This is a genomic window from Bradyrhizobium sp. 23, from assembly GCF_023073295.1.
GTDB classification, from domain to species: Bacteria; Pseudomonadota; Alphaproteobacteria; order Rhizobiales; family Xanthobacteraceae; genus Bradyrhizobium; species Bradyrhizobium canariense_D.
The window spans coordinates 87,740-104,322 of record NZ_JADPJF010000089.1 but is presented as its reverse complement, the minus strand read 5'-3'; the positions used below and the strand labels follow the sequence as shown (position 1 = coordinate 104,322).

The 16,583-nt window shown below is 64.3% G+C and carries 14 protein-coding genes and 1 pseudogene; 10 read left to right on the top strand and 5 right to left on the bottom strand.

The features are described from left to right. Positions 1–57 precede the first annotated feature (57 nt). Complete coding sequence (locus IVB32_RS22545; RefSeq protein ID WP_018456636.1) at positions 58–372, top strand: hypothetical protein; 315 nt, start codon at positions 58–60, stop codon at positions 370–372. 141 nt (positions 373–513) lie between these two features. Further along, positions 514–1,017, top strand: a complete 504-nt coding sequence (locus tag IVB32_RS22540) for a response regulator (protein ID WP_018456635.1) — start codon at positions 514–516, stop codon at positions 1,015–1,017. Between the two features lie 56 nt (positions 1,018–1,073). Here IVB32_RS22540 and IVB32_RS22535 read toward each other — a convergent pair whose 3' ends face one another. Beyond that, positions 1,074–1,328, bottom strand: a complete 255-nt coding sequence (locus IVB32_RS22535) for a hypothetical protein (RefSeq protein WP_018456634.1) — start codon at positions 1,326–1,328, stop codon at positions 1,074–1,076. Positions 1,329–1,512: 184 nt separating this feature from the next. Here IVB32_RS22535 and IVB32_RS22530 point away from each other — a divergent pair, with 184 nt between their 5' ends. After that, positions 1,513–2,148, top strand: a complete 636-nt coding sequence (locus IVB32_RS22530; RefSeq protein WP_018456633.1) for a response regulator — start codon at positions 1,513–1,515, stop codon at positions 2,146–2,148. A 117-nt stretch (positions 2,149–2,265) separates the two neighbouring features. Here IVB32_RS22530 and IVB32_RS22525 read toward each other — a convergent pair whose 3' ends face one another. From IVB32_RS22525 to IVB32_RS22515, 3 genes are all read right to left on the bottom strand, one after another. Beyond that, positions 2,266–5,862 (bottom strand): PAS domain S-box protein, encoded by a 3,597-nt coding sequence (locus IVB32_RS22525; protein ID WP_026233214.1) that lies wholly within the window; start codon positions 5,860–5,862, stop codon positions 2,266–2,268. Continuing rightward, entirely contained in the window at positions 5,840–6,268 is a 429-nt protein-coding gene (locus IVB32_RS22520; RefSeq protein ID WP_018456631.1) for a response regulator, read from the bottom strand. Before IVB32_RS22520 ends, IVB32_RS22525 begins: the two co-directional genes overlap by 23 nt. Positions 6,269–6,469: 201 nt before the next feature. Continuing rightward, positions 6,470–7,186 carry a GntR family transcriptional regulator gene (locus IVB32_RS22515; protein WP_018456630.1) on the bottom strand — a complete coding sequence of 239 codons (717 nt, stop codon included), beginning with the start codon at positions 7,184–7,186 and terminating at the stop codon, positions 6,470–6,472. Positions 7,187–7,280: 94 nt separating this feature from the next. Between IVB32_RS22515 and IVB32_RS22510 the strand changes: the two genes are divergently transcribed. The 6 genes from IVB32_RS22510 to IVB32_RS22485 all read left to right on the top strand — a co-directional run bounded on the left by IVB32_RS22510 (position 7,281) and on the right by IVB32_RS22485 (position 13,570). Then, positions 7,281–8,300, top strand: coding sequence for an ABC transporter substrate-binding protein (locus tag IVB32_RS22510; protein WP_247392735.1), 1,020 nt, complete (start codon positions 7,281–7,283; stop codon positions 8,298–8,300). Beyond that, on the top strand, positions 8,300–9,061 hold the full coding sequence (locus IVB32_RS22505; RefSeq protein WP_018456628.1) for an ABC transporter ATP-binding protein: 762 nt from the start codon (positions 8,300–8,302) through the stop codon (positions 9,059–9,061). The genes IVB32_RS22510 and IVB32_RS22505 overlap by 1 nt, the downstream gene beginning before the upstream one ends. A gap of 11 nt (positions 9,062–9,072) precedes the next feature. Then, positions 9,073–9,930, top strand: a complete 858-nt coding sequence (locus IVB32_RS22500) for an ABC transporter permease (protein ID WP_085348860.1) — start codon at positions 9,073–9,075, stop codon at positions 9,928–9,930. Next, positions 9,927–11,666 (top strand): L-arabinonate dehydratase, encoded by a 1,740-nt coding sequence (gene araD, locus IVB32_RS22495; protein ID WP_018456626.1) that lies wholly within the window; start codon positions 9,927–9,929, stop codon positions 11,664–11,666. Before IVB32_RS22500 ends, araD begins: the two co-directional genes overlap by 4 nt. 10 nt (positions 11,667–11,676) lie before the next feature. Then, entirely contained in the window at positions 11,677–12,396 is a 720-nt protein-coding gene (locus IVB32_RS22490) for a ribonuclease activity regulator RraA (RefSeq protein WP_018456625.1), read from the top strand. Between the two features lie 82 nt (positions 12,397–12,478). Continuing rightward, positions 12,479–13,570: an SMP-30/gluconolactonase/LRE family protein gene (locus tag IVB32_RS22485; protein ID WP_018456624.1), complete on the top strand. Its 1,092-nt coding sequence runs from the start codon at positions 12,479–12,481 to the stop codon at positions 13,568–13,570. A 110-nt stretch (positions 13,571–13,680) separates the two neighbouring features. Here IVB32_RS22485 and IVB32_RS22480 read toward each other — a convergent pair whose 3' ends face one another. Beyond that, entirely contained in the window at positions 13,681–15,780 is a 2,100-nt protein-coding gene (locus tag IVB32_RS22480; RefSeq protein ID WP_026233212.1) for a S9 family peptidase, read from the bottom strand. 148 nt (positions 15,781–15,928) lie between these two features. Between IVB32_RS22480 and IVB32_RS22475 the strand changes: the two are divergent. Then, a pseudogene (locus tag IVB32_RS22475) lies at positions 15,929–16,583 on the top strand (MBOAT family O-acyltransferase); the annotation flags it as partial.

Sequence of the window (16,583 nt, the reverse complement as noted above, 5' to 3'; positions counted from 1 at the left end):
AAAGCCGGTTCTTGCCGGCGCAGCGCCGCGCCTAGCGGTCATGGCGGGACGATAGGCATGGCCGAGGATGGCAAAGGCGCGGAACGCGTGACGTTCAGTCGCGGCTATGATGTCTGCATCATGGCCATCGACGGCACTTGGCGCCGCGACTGCAAGCTCAACGCGATCTCCGACACCGACGCCATCCTGACGGTGGAAGGCTCGATTCAGGGCCTGAACCTCAAAGAGTTCTTCCTGCTGCTGTCGTCCACCGGCCTTGCCTACCGCCGCTGCGAATTGGTGCGCGTCAACGGCGTCGAAATGGACATTCAATTCCTGCGGGGCAAGAACCGGAAGAAGCGGGCCGTCGGTGGCCGTGACGAGGCGGCGTGATCTTCACGTGCGTCGCGTCGCCGTTTTCCGCGACGTTGGTTCGCATTTGCTGAAACATCCGACTGAATTTGCCGTCGCGGCTTTACGTCGCCTAAGCGCGAACGGTGTATCCATTGCCGGTCTCAATCTCAGGATACGGCAATGCCCAGAAGCTCTTTCTCCTCTCTCCCGTCAAACCTGCCCGACGCCGCCGAGCGGCGCGCGCTTCAGCTTCTGGTGGTCGATGACGACGGCACACAGCGCAGCCTGATCACGATCGCGGCCAAGCAGGCCGGCCACGAGGTCACCGTGGCGCCGTCCGTGGCCGAAGCGATCGAGAAACTCCGCACCGCGCGCTTCGACTGCGTGACACTCGATCTCGTGCTAGAGGATGGCGACGGCATGGACGTGCTGGGCGAGATGGCCAAGGCGAAATTTGGCGGCGCCGTGATCGTCGTCAGCGGCATGGACGGCAAGCGCCGCAGCGCCGCCCGCAGCTTCGCCCGTTCCGTCGGGATCGAGCTCCAGAGCCTGCCCAAGCCGCTGGATCTGGCCGCGTTGCGCATCAGCCTCGCCAATCTCGGCAAGACCGCGATGGGCCTGCCGGCGATCCACACCTGGGGCGGTGTCGCCACCGACGCGATCGTGGAGCGGCACCGCGCCTGATCCGCGGCCGGCCATGCGATGAAAGAATGCGGTCGCCGCGTCGCAGCGATCGCGATCTACAGCGTACCGCTGGCCTCCGACAGGCATTCCAGGGCGTGGCCAAGGCCCGCCCGGCAGGCGTCGAGCGCGGCGATCGCCCTGGCATACCGGGGTGTGACATCGTCGAGCACGAAGACGTCGGCGGAACTTTCCGGATCGCTCCCGTGTTCTTGAGCCATGGCTGTGGCGGTCCGGCGCATGCTGCTCTCGATCTGCGAGATCAGCACGCGAAGGTCGGCCGCAATCAGCTCACGGCTCTCGACTTCGGGCATTGCCACGAAAGGCGGTAGCGGCCAAAATTAGCATGGATATTCTCCGTCCTCTGCAATTAGGCGCCTCGCCGCTACTTGTGCGTCAAGTTCATGTCCCGTACAAATACGGTGGGCCGAATCCGCGCCGAACGCCATAACGGTTGGGGCGGACGCGAGTCCTTCATGCCAACCGGATGTGTGGCACATGGCCGAACAAAGCTCTCGCGGTGAAATCTTCGTGGTCGACGACGACGCTGCCGTTCGCGACACCTTGTCGATGGTGTTGAAGGCGGCGGGCTATGAGGTGATCTGTTTTGCGGACGGCGCAGCATTGCTCTCCGTCGCGCGAAGCCGCACACCTGCAGCGGTCCTGCTCGACGTGCACATTCCCGGCAAGTCCGGGCTCGATATTCTCAATGAGCTGCACGGCGAGGACTATCCGGCACCGATCTTCATGATCTCCGGACAGGGCGATATCGCGATGGCGGTCGGGGCCATCAAGAGCGGCGCGCTCGACTTCATCGAGAAGCCGTTCCGCGGCAGCGAGATCGTCGGCCGGCTCGACGAGGCGATCGACGCCTATGCCCGCAGGCAGTCGGAGAACGCAGCGCCGAAGTTCGGCTCGCTGCATTTCCCCGGGCGCGAGCCGTTGACGCGCAGGGAGCGCGAGGTGCTTGAGCAGTTCGCCGCCGGCGCTTCCAACAAGGAGGCCGGCCGCACGCTCGGCATCAGCCCGCGCACCATCGAGGACCATCGCGCCAACATCATGAAGAAGCTCGGTGCGCGCAATGCCGCCGATCTGATCCGGATCGTGATGACCGCGGCGCAGCGCGCGTCGTAAATTCCGTGGGCGACATTTCGTAGCCCGGATGAGCGAAGCGACTTCCGGGACCTGGCTCGTGGTGTTCCCGGGTATCGCTTCGCTCACCCGGGCTGCGGGCTCTCACCCGACGCGCCATCAACTGTTCAACGCCTTGCGGATGGCCCGCGCCAGATCCGATTTGCGATAGGGCTTCGCTAGCAGCAGAACGCCCGAATCCAGCCGGCCGTGATGGATGATCGCGTTCTCGGTATAGCCGGACGTGTAGAGCACCCGGAGATCGGGACGCGTTCTCTGCAGTTCGTCGGCGAGCTGCCTTCCGTTCATCTTGCCGGGCATGATGACGTCGGTGAACAGGAGGTCGAACGGTTTTCCGGCGGCGACGATTGCGAGCGCCTCCGCGGCGTTCGCAGCCTGCAAGGTGACGTAGCCGAGCGAATGCAGCTGTGCCAGCACGTAGTCGCGCACCAGCCGGTCGTCCTCGACCACAAGGATCGTCTCGTGTCCGCCCTCGATGGTCGCCGGCGTCACGCCCTCGCCGACCGCCGTCGGCGTCTTGCCGGGCGGCAGGTACATCTTGATCGTGGTGCCGTGGCCTTCCTCGCTGTAGATCTTGATATGGCCCGCCGACTGCTTGATGAAGCCGTAGACCATCGAAAGCCCGAGTCCGGTGCCCTTGCCCGGTCCCTTCGAGGTGAAGAAGGGGTCGAACACCCTGGCCAGCATGTTGGCGGGAATTCCGCTGCCGGTGTCGCTCACGGCGATCAGCACGTAGTGTCCCGGCGGGACGTCGTTGACGCTGGCATAGACCTCGTCGAGATAGGCCGCGCCCGTCTCCACGATCAGCTTGCCGCCGCCCGGCATGGCATCGCGGGCATTGAGCGCGAGGTTGAGGATCGCGGTGGTGAGCTGGCTGGGATCGACGATCGCGACGCAGTTCTCGTCCTCGAACACCGATTCGATATGGATCTGCTCGCCCAGCGTCGGCCGCAATAATTTCGCCGTGTCGATGATCAGCGCGTTGACGTCGATCTCGCGCGGCTGGAGCGGCTGCTTGCGCGCAAACGCCAGCAGGTGCTGCGTCAGCTCGGCGCCACGCCCGGCGGCCTCGTCGATCATCTTCGTGATCGCCGCGAGCTCCGGCTCGTTGGCCACCGCGTCGGCCAGGATCTCGATCGTTCCGGTGATGACGGTGAGAATGTTGTTGAAGTCGTGCGCCACGCCGCCGGTGAGCTGGCCGACCGCCTCCATTTTCTCGGCCTGGCGGATGCGCTCGTCGGCCGCGATCTTGTCGGTCAGGTCGCGGTAGAACGAATTGAAGAGAACGCCTTCGCGTCGCTGGAGCGCCGTGACGCTGAGCTCGGCCCTGAACTCCTTACCGTCGCGTCGCCGCACCAAAAGTTCGCGCCGTGGATTAGCCAGCGATTGTTGCTCGGATTCGAGAAAGAGCTTCAGTCTGGCCCTGACGCTTTCGCGCTCACTGGGGGCGACGAAAAGCTCAATCGCATTCTTGCCGATCGCCTCCTCACGGGTCCATCCGAAGAGCTTCTCGGCCTGCGAGTTCCAACTCAGGATGGCCCCGGTGTGGTCCGTCTGGGTGAAAGCATCGAGCGAGGTCTCGACGATGTTGCGCGCAAGCTGTTCGCTCTCCCGCAAGGACTCCTGTGCAAGCCTCGCTTCTGTCATGTCGCGCCCGACAAAGAAGTAGCGCTGGGCGTGGTCGGACCAGCTGCCGAGCCAGGACAGCCAGACCTCACGACCGTCCTTGTGGAAGCAGCGGGTGTCCGCGAGCTTCAGCCGCTCGCCGCGCCTGAGCGCGCGCATCTCGTCGCGCGACTGGTCGAGATGGCCGGAATGAATGAAATCGGCGCCGCTGCGGCCGATCATCTCCTCCGGCCGGTAGCCGAGAATGGCCTCGCTGCTCGGACTGATCTGCGCGATGTGGCCGCGCGCGTCCATCACCATGATCAGATCCTGGGAGGTCTCGAAGATCTGTCGCCGTTCCTCGAGCTGCTGCTGCAGCGCCCGCTCGGCCCGTCGCGCCTCGGTCAGGCTGCGCGCGGTGCCGGAGGCGCCCACGATCTCGCCCGATGGGCCCCTGATCGGCGACAGGCTGAGTGAGATTTCGACCGGCGTGCCATCCTTGCGCAGGCGCACCGTCTCGAACCGTTCCATCGGTTCACCTCCGGCGATCCGCCGCAAATAGTCCTTGCCTTGCTCGCGTCGGTCGGGTGGGACGATGATCGAGGTGGATTTCCCGATCGCCTCATTCGCCGAATAGCCGTAGAGGCGCTCGGCGGCGGCATTCCAGCCGGTGATGATGGCGTCGAGCGATTGCATCACGATCGCTTCGTCGGAGGATTCGACGGCGGCGCTGAACAAGCGCTCGCGCGCTTCATGATGGCTTCGCGCGGCCTCGGTGCGGCGATGCTCCTCGATCTCGCGTTCAAGCGCGGTCGTCTTCGCTCTCGTTTCTTCGACCATTTGCGCGAATGCCCGCGCCAGCACGCCTGTCTCTCCGCTCGCATCGACGGGAATCTCGGCGCGCCGTCCGCTGCCGATCGCTTCCACCGCCGCGGTCAGACGCCCGATCGGCCGCGTCAATGAGCGCGCCAGCAGTACCGCAAGCAAAGCTGCGGCAAGGACAGCAAGCAGGCCGACCAGTGAGGAGGCTTTTTGAATGGCCGCCGGAACGCTACTGAACACGGATGGTGGGGCCGTCTCGATGACTGCCAACCACTCCTTGCCGGCCAGCAGTGCCGGTGCGAGCGCCGCTCCACTCGGCCGGCCCGCTTGGTCGCTCGTAAGCTGCGTGGATCCTTGCGGCAGGCCGGCCCGGGCTGCAAAGAAAGGAAAGTCCCGGCGCCAATCGTTGGCGTTGCCAAGCAATGCACCGAATTCCCGCGCACGATCAGGGTGGACAAGATAGTCGCCACGCGAATTCACGACATAGATTTCTCCTCCTGCGCTCGTGGTCGAGCGGACGCGGTCGAGCGCAGGACGCATGTCGATATTGGCGATGACGATGCCGAACGGCTTGCTATCAGGCGTGAACAGCGGAGTCGCGACGCGCAACGTCGGAATGTGAGGGTCCGTGGTTCCTCCCTGCCGCGTGGCGAGATCGACGGGCGAAACATAGATGTCGCCCGGCGCCAATCGAATCGTCTCCTGGAAGTAGGTTCGGTCGCTCTTGCGTTCCAGTTCGCCGTCGGGGACGATCCGTGCTGTTCCGTTCGGGCCGGCGCGATCGACGCGGACCAACTCGCGCTGGTCGTCGTCAAGGCCGATGATTCGAAATTGCCCGTAGCTCGGTTTCGCGTCGATCTCGGCTGCGAGCCGGGCTGCGATGCGCTCGCGCCAGGTTTGCTCGGAAACGCCGTCGACATCGTCGAGGCCTCCACCGATGTGGGCACGGATCAGGCCGTTGATGGCCGCGGCGGAGCGATAACCGAGCAGATCGCCGCGCGCGCCGGCAACGTAGGATTCAAGATGGGTGGCCAGCAGGCTCGACTGGGCTTCAATCCGTTCCAGGACCCGCGGAATGACGGCCTGGGTGATATTGCGATAGCCGAGCCAGCCGACTGCGGCCACGGTGACCGCCACCAGCAGGATCATCGCGATGGCGAGCCGCGTAGCGAGTGTCATGGGGAAATCTGCACCGCTTCCTGAATGGCCGTGCCCGCGCTCGGTTGGAACAGAATGAAGGTTCTTGTCATCGGCGGCCGGTGCTGACATCCGGATTCCTCACCGATGCCGTCCGCGCCGCGTCCAGGCAGCCAGCGACCGCGGCGAGCAGCGCGTCGGCCCGGAACGGCTTCTGCAAGCTCGCCACCGCGCCGAGCTTGGTCGCCATCTTGAGGAAGTCCGGCTCCGCATGGGCGTCCGGCGTGAACGAACGGCCGGAAATGACGACGATCGGAATCGCCGGCTGCAGCGCCCGGATGTGGCGCATGGTCTCCAGGCCGTCCATGCCGGGCATGAAGATGTCGAGAAAGAGAAGGTCGAACTGGCCGGCCTCGAACAGCGCAAGTCCCTTGCGGCCGTCTCCGGCGACGGTGATTTGATGACCGGCCCTCTCCAGGAGCAGCCGAATCGTCATCTGCACGGCCGGATCGTCATCCACGATCAGGATGTTGGCCACGTCTGGTATCCTCCCGGGCCGGATGGGGTGTCCCAGCGACCGCAAATCAAACCATCAACTCTGAAATTGTTGCGCGGATTGCATCTGGCCTGCAAGCACTTCGCCATCGATCCCAAGATTGCTCGCAAAAGGCGAACTCGGTTGCGTCAATTTATGCACGGTGACGTGCACAAGCGCTCGCGACAACCGCGCGCCATATGCCTAGTCGGTCAAATATTCCGGATAGTGGCTTCGGATCGTGTCGAGCTCGCTCAACGTGCCCGACAGGTGCTTGCGCAGATGCTGTTGCGCAGCATCGGCGTCGCCGGCCTCGATCGCGCGCGTGATCAGCTTGTGGTGGCGGACGATGTTCTGGGCCTTGCCGGGTGAGGGCAGATGCATCCGGCGCAGCCGGTCGATATGTCCGCTACGGCTGCGCACCAGCGTCCAGAGTTCCTGCTTGCCGGCCGCGGCATAAAGCTGCGCGTGAAAATCATTGTCGCCAGCGATGAAGCTCTCGAAGTCTCCGGCCTTGGCGAATTGCTGCTGGAGCGCGATCGTGTGGTCGAGGCGTATGACCAGGGCTTCGCCGTGCTGCTGCGCGAGCAGCCGGACGATTTCGAGCTCCAGCGCCTGGCGCAGGAAATGGGCCTGCTCGGCCCGACCGACGTCGACGCGGCTGACGACGGTGGCGTGCTGCGGAAACACGTCGACCAGCCCTTCTTCCTCGAGCCGCATCAAGGCGTCGCGGATCGGCGTCGAGCTGACGCCGAATTGTGCGGCGAGATCCGTGCGCGACAGCGGCGAGCCCGGCGGCAATTCGAGCGCGAGAATGGCATTGCGCAGCCGCTCGAATACTTGCGGTGCGGCCTGCCGGGCCCGGTCGAGCCGCGCGCCGGGGCGGGGGGCTACGCGGGGCGCGGGTTCGGCTGGTTCCATGCGAAGCGCTCCGGCCAGCTTGCCTTTGATACACTAATGCATTAGTGCATTAGCAAGATCGCTCGTCAATGGCGGCCGGAGGAAACGAACAACAATGATCAAGCAATTTCAGTGTGGCCTCACGGCCGTCGCCCTGATCGCCGCAGCGGCGCTGACGGCTTCGCCAGCAAAGGCGCAGCAGAAGTCCGAGATCTCGCTGTCTCGCCAGCCCGGCATTTTCTACATGCCGAGCCACATCATGGAAAAGCAGAAGCTGATCGAGAAGCACGCCGCTCAGCTCGGGGTGGTCGGCGTCACCACCAAATGGGTCACCTTCTCCGGCGGCGGTGCGCAGACCGATGCGCTGCTCGCGGGCGGGGTCGACATCCTCAACACCGGCACCGGCAATCTGCTGCTGCTGTGGGACCGCACCCGCGGCGGCGTCAAGGGCATCGTCGCGACCTCGGCGCAGCCGATGACGCTGATCAGCCGCGACGCCAACATCAAGTCGATCAAGGATTTCGGCCCCAACGACAAGATCGCCGTGCCGACCGTAAAAGTCTCGACCCAGGCCATCGTGCTCCAGATCGCCGCCGCCGAAGCCTTTGGTCCCGACCAATGGTCGAAGCTGGACGTCAACACGGTGCAGCTCGGTCATCCCGACGCCTATGCGGCGCTGTCCAACGCCAAGCACGAGGTGCACACCCATTTTTCGATTCCGCCGTTCACCTTCCTCGAGCTGAAGAACGTGCCGGGCGCGCATGTCGTGCTGTCGTCGCCTGACGTGATGGGCGGCCCGCTCAGCCAGGCGCAGTTCTTCACCACCACGAAGTTCGCTGATGCCAACCCGAAAATCATCCAGGCCGTGCGCGATGCGACCAAGGAAGCTCAGGATCTGATCCGCAGCGACACCAGACAGGCGGTCGAGATCTACAAGGAGATCACCGGCGACAAGACCTCGGTGGAAGAGCTGCTCGATCTCCTCCAGGAGCCCGGCATGATGGAGTGGAATCTCGAACCGCAGGGCACGATGAAATTCGCCGCCCATCTGTTCAAGACCGGCACGCTGAAGACTCAGCCCAAGGCCTGGACTGATTATTATCTGCCCGTCGCCCACGATCTGAAGGGCAACTGATGGCGCTGCTCGACGTCAGCTCCGTGACGCTGCGCTACAAGACCTCCAGCGCCGTCGTCACGGCGACCGAACGGGTCAGCTTCACAGTCGACAGGTCCGACCGCTTCGTGCTGCTCGGGCCGTCCGGCTGCGGCAAGTCGACCCTGCTCAAGGCCGTCGGCGGCTACATGGCGCCGAGCGAAGGCCGCATGACCATCAACGACCGCGAGATTCGCGGTCCCGGCGCCGATCGCATGATGATCTTCCAAGAGTTCGACCAGCTGCTGCCTTGGAAAAGCGTGCTGGCCAACGTGATGTTTCCGCTGCTGACCGCGCGAAAATTGTCGCGCAAGGATGCCGATGCGCGGGCGCGGGCCTATATCGAGAAAGTGGGCCTCACCCGCGTGGTCGACGCTTATCCGCACACGCTCTCCGGCGGCATGAAGCAGCGCGTCGCGATCGCGCGCGGCATGGCAATGGAGCCCGACATCCTACTGATGGACGAGCCGTTCGCCGCGCTCGACGCGCTGACGCGGCGAACCTGCCAGGACGAGCTGCTCCAGCTCTGGAGCGAGACCAAATTCACCGTGCTGTTCGTGACCCACTCGATCGCGGAAGCGATCCGCATCGGCAACCGCATCCTGCTGTTGTCGCCGCATCCCGGCCGCGTCAAGGCCGAGGTGGTCGACGTCGACAAGGTCTCCAATGACGATGGCAGTGCCGGCCGGCTGGAGAAGGAGATTCACGATCTCCTGTTCGCCTCCGAAGCAACGGCGCATTGAGGGAGCCTCTCATGGGCGAAGCGAGAATAATGCTGCGTGACGCGCCGGTCGTCGGCAGCGCAGCCGAGGTCGAGCGCAAGCTGAGCGTGCCCGAGCTGTTGTGGAACGACGGCTTTGTCCGCAAGACCGTCATCATCCTGTTCCTCGCGGCGGTCTGGGAGGCCTACGGCCTCGCCCTCGACAATCCCCTGCTGTTTCCGACGCTGCACGACACGATCCTCACGCTCTACGATCGCGTCAAGGACGGCACGATTCCCATGCGGGCCTGGGCTTCGCTAAAAGTGCTGTTCATGGGCTATTCAGCCGGCATCGCGCTCGCCGCGATCTTCACCGTGCTCGCGATCTCCACCCGCATCGGCACCGATTTCCTTGAGACGGTCACGGCGATGTTCAATCCGCTGCCGGCGATCGCGCTGTTGCCGCTCGCTTTGATCTGGTTCGGTCTCGGCAACGGCAGTCTGGTGTTTGTGCTGATCCATTCGGTGCTGTGGCCGGTCGCGCTCAACACCCATTCGGGCTTCAAGAGCGTGTCCAACACGCTGCGCATGGTCGGCCGCAATTACGGCCTTCGGGGATTGCCGTACGTGGCGAAAATCCTCATCCCCGCCGCGTTCGGCTCGATCCTGACCGGCCTCAAGATCGGCTGGGCCTTTGCCTGGCGCACGCTGATCGCGGCCGAGCTGGTGTTCGGCGTGTCGTCGGGGCAGGGCGGGCTCGGCTGGTTCATCTTCGAAAACCGCAACCTGCTCGACATACCTGCGGTCTTCGCCGGCCTCTTGACGGTGATCATCATCGGGCTTTTTGTCGAAAACCTGATCTTCCGCGCCATCGAGCGGAACACCGTGCAGAAATGGGGCACCCAATCATGACCAAGAAGAAACTAACGCCCGACCAGCTCCGCAGCGCGCGCTGGTTCGCACCCGACGATCTCCGCTCGTTCGGCCATCGCTCCCGCACCATGCAGATGGGCTACGCGCCGGAGGAGTGGAAGGACCGCCCGATCATCGCGATCCTCAACACCTGGTCGGACGCGCAGCCCTGCCACATGCACTTCAAGTCGCGCGTTGACGACGTCAAGCGCGGCATCCTGATGGCCGGCGGCCTGCCGCTGGAGCTGCCGGCACTGTCGCTGTCGGAATCGCTGCTCAAGCCGACCACCATGCTCTATCGCAATCTGCTGGCGATGGACGCCGAGGAGCTGTTGCGCAGCCATCCCGTCGACGGCGTGGTGCTGATGGGCGGCTGCGACAAGACCACGCCGGCGCTGCTGCTGGGTGCGACCTCGATGAACATCCCGGCGATCTATCTGCCGGCAGGTCCGATGCTGCGCGGCAATTGGAAGGGCAAGACGCTCGGCTCGGGCTCGGACGGCTGGAAATACTGGGACGAGCGGCGCGCCGGAAAAATCTCCGACAAGGACTGGCTCGACATCGAGGCCGGCATTGCGCGCAGCTACGGCACCTGCATGACCATGGGCACGGCTTCCACCATGACCGCGATTGCAGAGGCGATCGGCATGACGCTGCCGGGCGCGTCCTCGATTCCCGCCGCTGATGCCAACCATATCCGCATGGCCTCGGAATGCGGGCGCCGTATCGTCGAGATGGTCTGGGAAGATCTGACGCCGAAGACAATCCAGACCCGCAAGGCGTTCGAGAACGCGATTGCAGTGGCGATGGCGATGGGCTGTTCGACCAACGCCATCATCCATCTGATCGCGCAGGCCCGCCGCGCCGGTCTCGACATCGGCCTCGACGATTTCGAGATTGCGAGCCGCAAGGTGCCCGTCATCGCCAATGTGCGGCCGAGCGGCGATGCCTATCTGATGGAGGACTTCTTCTATGCCGGCGGCCTGCCGGCGCTGATGGGGCAGATCAAGCCGCATCTGCATCTCGACTGCATCACCGTCACCGGCCTGACGCTGGGCGAGAATATCGCGCATGCCGAGGTCCACAATGACGATGTGATCCGCTCGATCGACAATCCCATCTACAAGGAAGGCGCCCTCGCGGTGCTCAAGGGCAATCTCGCACCCGACGGCTGCGTCATCAAGCCGTCGGCCTGCGCGCCGCGCTTCCTCAAGCACACCGGGCCGGCGCTGGTGTTCGACGACTACCCTTCGATGAAGAAGGCGGTCGACGATCCCGATCTCGACGTCACCGAAGACCACATCCTCATCCTTCGCAACGCCGGGCCGCAGGGCGGGCCGGGCATGCCGGAATGGGGCATGCTGCCGATCCCGACAAAACTCGTGAAGCAGGGCGTGCGCGACATGGTGCGAATCTCGGATGCGCGCATGAGCGGCACCAGCTACGGCGCCTGCATTCTGCACGTCGCCCCCGAATCCTATGTCGGCGGACCGCTCGCGCTGGTGCGGAACGGCGACCGCATCACGCTCGACGTCGCCACCCGCACCATCAATCTCGACGTGTCGGAAGCCGAGCTCGACAAGCGTCGCGCCGCCTGGAAGCAGCCCGAGCGCCGCTTCGAGCGCGGCTATGGCTGGATGTTCACCAAGCACATCAAGCAGGCCAATGACGGCTGCGACTTCGACTTCCTCGAGACCGATTTCGGCGCGCCGATCGGCGAGCCCTCGATTTACTAGAGAGCGTGACATGACCAAACTTGCCGAGGCCACCCGCAACAAGCTCAAATCCGTCTCCACCGCCACCGTCGCAACCGCGTTGTTCAAGCGGGGCCTGCGCATCCAGATGATCCAGGATGTGCACCCGCTCAGTGCCGACCAGCCGACCATGGTCGGTGAAGCCTTCACGCTGCGTTATATGCCGGCGCGCGAGGATCTCAACACCATCGAGGTTTTCAAGGACCGCTCCCATCCGCAGCGCAAGGCAGTCGAGGATTGCCCGGCGGGCCACGTGCTGGTGATGGACAGCCGCAAGGACGCGCGCGCCGCGTCCGCCGGTGCAATCCTGGTCACGCGCTTGATGAAGCGCGGCGTCGCCGGGGTCGTCACCGATGGCGGTTTTCGCGACTCGGCCGAGATCGCCAAGCTCGGTATCCCCGCCTACCACCACCGCCCAAGCGCGCCGACCAATCTGACGCTGCATCACGCCATCGAGATCAACGTGCCGATCGGCTGCGGGGATGCGCCGGTGTTTCCCGGCGACGTCATTCTCGGCGACAGGGACGGCGTGATCGTGATCCCTGCGCATCTCGCTGAGGAGATCGCCAACGAGACCTTCGAGATGACCGCGTTCGAGGACTTCGTCACCGAGGAAGTCAACAAGGGCCGCGGCATTTTCGGTCTCTATCCGGCAACGGACCCACAGACGCTGACCGACTTCGCCGCATGGCGGAAGGCGAACGGAAGGTAAAGGCCGCGCGCCGACACCAAGCATATCAAGAAACAGGCCGGCCGCAGCAAGCGCCGGCCTTAAATCACCCAGGGAGGACTCCATGAATTTCACGCGACGCAACCTCTTGGCCGGCGCCGGCGCTGCGGCCACCTCCGCGCTCCTCGCCCACGCCGCCGGTGCCCAGTCGTTTCCGTTCGCGCCGAACCAGCGCTACCCCGATCCCGCCGTTCAAATCCTCGATCCCAGTTTTGGAAAGTACCGGCTCTATTCCTCGACGCTCGAGCAGGTCGCAACCGGCATGCGCTGGGCGGAAGGCCCCGCCTATTTTCCCGAAGGCGGCTATCTGCTGTTCTCGGACATTCCCAACAACCGGATCATGAAGTTCGACGAGAAGACCGGGCAGACCAGCGTGTTCCGCGCCAACGCGAACTACGCCAACGGCAACGCGCGCGACCGCCAGGGTCGCCTCGTCAGCTGCGAGCACTCGGTGACCCGCCGCATCACCCGCACCGAGAAGGACGGCAAGATCACCGTGCTGGCCGAGAAGTTCGAGGGCAAGCGGCTGAACGCGCCGAACGACATCGTGGTGAAGTCCGACGACAGCATCTGGTTCACCGACCCGCTGTTCGGCATCAACGGCGAGTGGGAGGGCAAGAAGGAAAAGGCCGAGCAAGCCACCACCAACGTCTACCGCATCGCTAAGGACGGCAAGCTCAGCGCTATGCTGACCGACCTCGTCAATCCGAACGGCCTCGCCTTTTCGCCTGACGAGAAGAAGCTCTACGTGGTCGAGTGGAAAGGTACGCCCAACCGCAGCATCTGGAGCTATAGTGTCGGTGACGACGGTTCGCTCAGCGGCAAGACCAAGCTGATCGACGCGGCTGACCAGGCCTCGCTCGACGGTTTTCGCGTCGACCGCGACGGCAATCTCTGGTGCGGCTGGGGCTCCAACGGTGCGCTGCAATCCGAGCCGACCGACATCGCCGGCCGCAAGGTTTATCAGCTCAAGGCCAAGTCGGAGGATCTCGACGGCGTGATGGTGTTCAACGCAGAGGGCAAGCCGCTCGCCTTCATCAAGCTGCCCGAACGCTGCGCCAATCTCTGCTTCGGCGGGCCGAAGAACAATCGCCTGTATATGGCAAGCAGCCACTCGGTGTATGCGCTGTATGTGGAGGCGCATGGGGCCGTGTGAGGCTTCGCCTCTCTCGAGGCCGTAGCCCGGATGGAGCGCAGCGCAATCCGGGGCTGTGATGTCGTCTGCACTAATCCCGGATTTCGCTGCGCTCCATCCGGGCTACGAAGTCACGCCTCCGCCATCCCCGCCGCCCACAGCGCGAACGCATAGACGATCGCGACTTCATCGAGCCGGTTGAAGCGTCCCGATGCGCCGCCGTGGCCGGCGCCCATGTTGGTGCGGAGCAGGACCGGGCCGCCGCCGCTCATGGTCGCGCGCAGGCGCGCGATCCATTTGGCGGGCTCCCAATAGGTGACGCGCGGATCGGTCAACCCGCCCATCGCCAGGATCGCGGGATAGTCTTTCGCCGCGACATTGTCGTAGGGCGAATAGGACAGGATGGTGCGGAAATCCTTCTCGCTCTCGATCGGGTTGCCCCATTCCGGCCATTCCGGCGGCGTCAGCGGCAGCGTGTCGTCGAGCATCGTGTTGAGCACGTCGACGAACGGCACTTCGGCGACGACGCCGGCGAACAATTCGCCGGCGCGGTTCGCCACCGCGCCCATCAGCATGCCGCCGGCCGAACCGCCGTGGCCGACAATGCGCTTTGCACTGGTGTACTTCGCATCGATCAGCGCGCGTGCGCTGGCGGCAAAATCGTCGAACGAATTGGTCTTCTTCTCGCGCTTGCCGTCGAGGTACCAGCCCCAGCCCTTGTCGGCGCCGCCGCGGATATGGGCGATGGCATAGACGAAGCCACGGTCGACCAGCGACAGGCGGTTGGCGCTGAACGAAGCCGGCATCGCCATGCCGTAGGAGCCGTAGCCGTAGAGCAGCAGCGGCGCCGCGCCGTCGAGCGTGAGTCCGCGGCGATGGAGGATCGAGACCGGCACCTCGGCGCCGTCATGCGCTTTCGCCATGATGCGGGTGGTGACGTAGTCGCTCGCATTGTGGCCGGACGGGATCTCCTGCCGCTTGCGAAGGGTGCGCGTGCGCTTGACCATGTCGTAATCGTAGACTTCCGACGGCGTCGTCATCGACGAATAGGCGAAGCGCAAATTGGTCGTCTCGAATTCGTAGGAGCCCATCGTATCCAGCGAATAGGCCGCTTCGTCGAACGCGATCGCGTGCTCCTCGTTCGAGGCGAGGTCGCGGATCACGATGGACGGCAGCGCGTTGGCGCGCTCCAGCCGCACCATGTGGCCGGCATAGAGATCGAGGTCGATGATGTAGATGCCCGGGCGATACGGGATCAGATCGCGCCAGTTCTTGCGCTCGGGTGAGGCGAGCGGCGCGGTGACGATCTTGAAGTCGATGGCATGGTCGGCGTTGGTTAGGATGAAGAGTTCGTCGCCACGGTCGGCCAGCGAATATTGCACGCCTTCCTTGCGTGCCGCGACCAGGCGCGGCGGTGCGTCGGGGTGGGCGAGGTCGATCAGCCGCTGCTCGGAGGTCTCGTGGTCGCCGCCCGCGATCACGCAGAAGCGGCCACTGGTGCTCTCTTGCAGATGGGTGAACCAGCCGGAATCCTGCTCCTCGTAGACCAGCGTGTCGTCGGCTTGCCCAGTGCCGAGCTTATGCCGCCACACCTGCATCGGGCGGTGGTTGTCGTCGAGCTTCACGTAGAAGAACGACGTCGCATCCTTGCTCCAGACCACGCCGCCGTCGGTCTCCTCGACGACGTCGTCGAGGTCCTTGCCGGTCGCCCAGTCGCGCACGCGGATGGAGAAATACTCCGAGCCCTTGGTGTCGGCGCTCCAGGCCTGCAGCCTGTGGTCGTTCGAGTGCCGGCTGCCGCCGAACTTGAAGTATTCATGGTCCTTGGCGAGCGCATCGCCGTCGAGCACGATGTGGCCCTCGCCGCCGTCGCGCGGCATACGGCCGAACAGCTCGTGCTGACCGCCCTCGCGGAATTTGCGGAAATAGGCGAAAGGACCATCCGGCGACGGCACGCTGGAATCGTCCTCCTTGATCCGCCCCCGCATCTCGCGCACCAGCGTTTTCTGGAGCGCCGCGGTATGGCCGAGCAGGCTCTCGGTGTAGCCATTTTCTGCGTCGAGATATTTGCGGATGTCGGGATCGAGCACCGCGGGGTCGCGCAGCACCTCCTGCCATTTCTCGTCCTTCAACCAGGCATATTCATCCGTCACGGTGATCCCGTGTCGCGTGAAGGAATGCGGCCGGCGCGGCGCGAGGGGGGGCAGGGAAGGTGTTTTGGCTTGTGTCACTCGATCCTCATTCAGATGCGTGTTTCACCTTATATCGTCCCGCTTCCGTGAATTGCCAGCGTCGCTGCGGGCGTCGTCGCCGGGTTGTTGACGGGCCGCTTGTATGCTTTAGGGGCCGGGTCTTTAGTCCTGCCGCCGGTCCAGCCTGATGTTGTTCAATTCCTACCCGTTCATCCTGCTGTTCCTGCCGGCCGCGCTGGCTGGCTATTTCTGGCTCGGGCGGCGCAGCAATCTGGCCCCGGTGATCTGGCTGGCGGCGGCCTCGCTCACCTTCTATGCCATTGGCAACTGGCAGTTCGTGGCCCTGTTGCTGCTATCGATCGCCTTCAACTACGGCATAGGCCACCTCCACATCGTGGCCAAGCTTACTTCGTCGCAACGAAAGGTGGCACTGGCCCTCGGCGTCGCCGGCGATCTTCTCGTACTTGGCATCTTCAAATATGCCGGCTTCGTCACCGAGAACGTCAACGCGCTGGCCGGCACGCACTTTGCGGTCCACATCCTGCTGCCGGTCGGCATCTCCTTCTACACGTTCACCCAGATCGCGTTCCTGGTTGACGCCTGGCGCGGGCAGGTCGCGGCCTACGCGCTGCCACACTATGCGCTGTTCGTGACCTACTTTCCGCATCTGATCGCGGGGCCAATCCTTCACCACAAGGACATGATCCCGCAATTCGAGCGGGAGGAAACCAAGCATCCGCATGCGCATCTGATCCTGTGCGGCCTCATCATCTTCGCAATCGGCCTGTTCAAGAAGACCTGCCTTGCCGACGGCATCCAGCCGCTGGTCGCGCTCGCCTTCG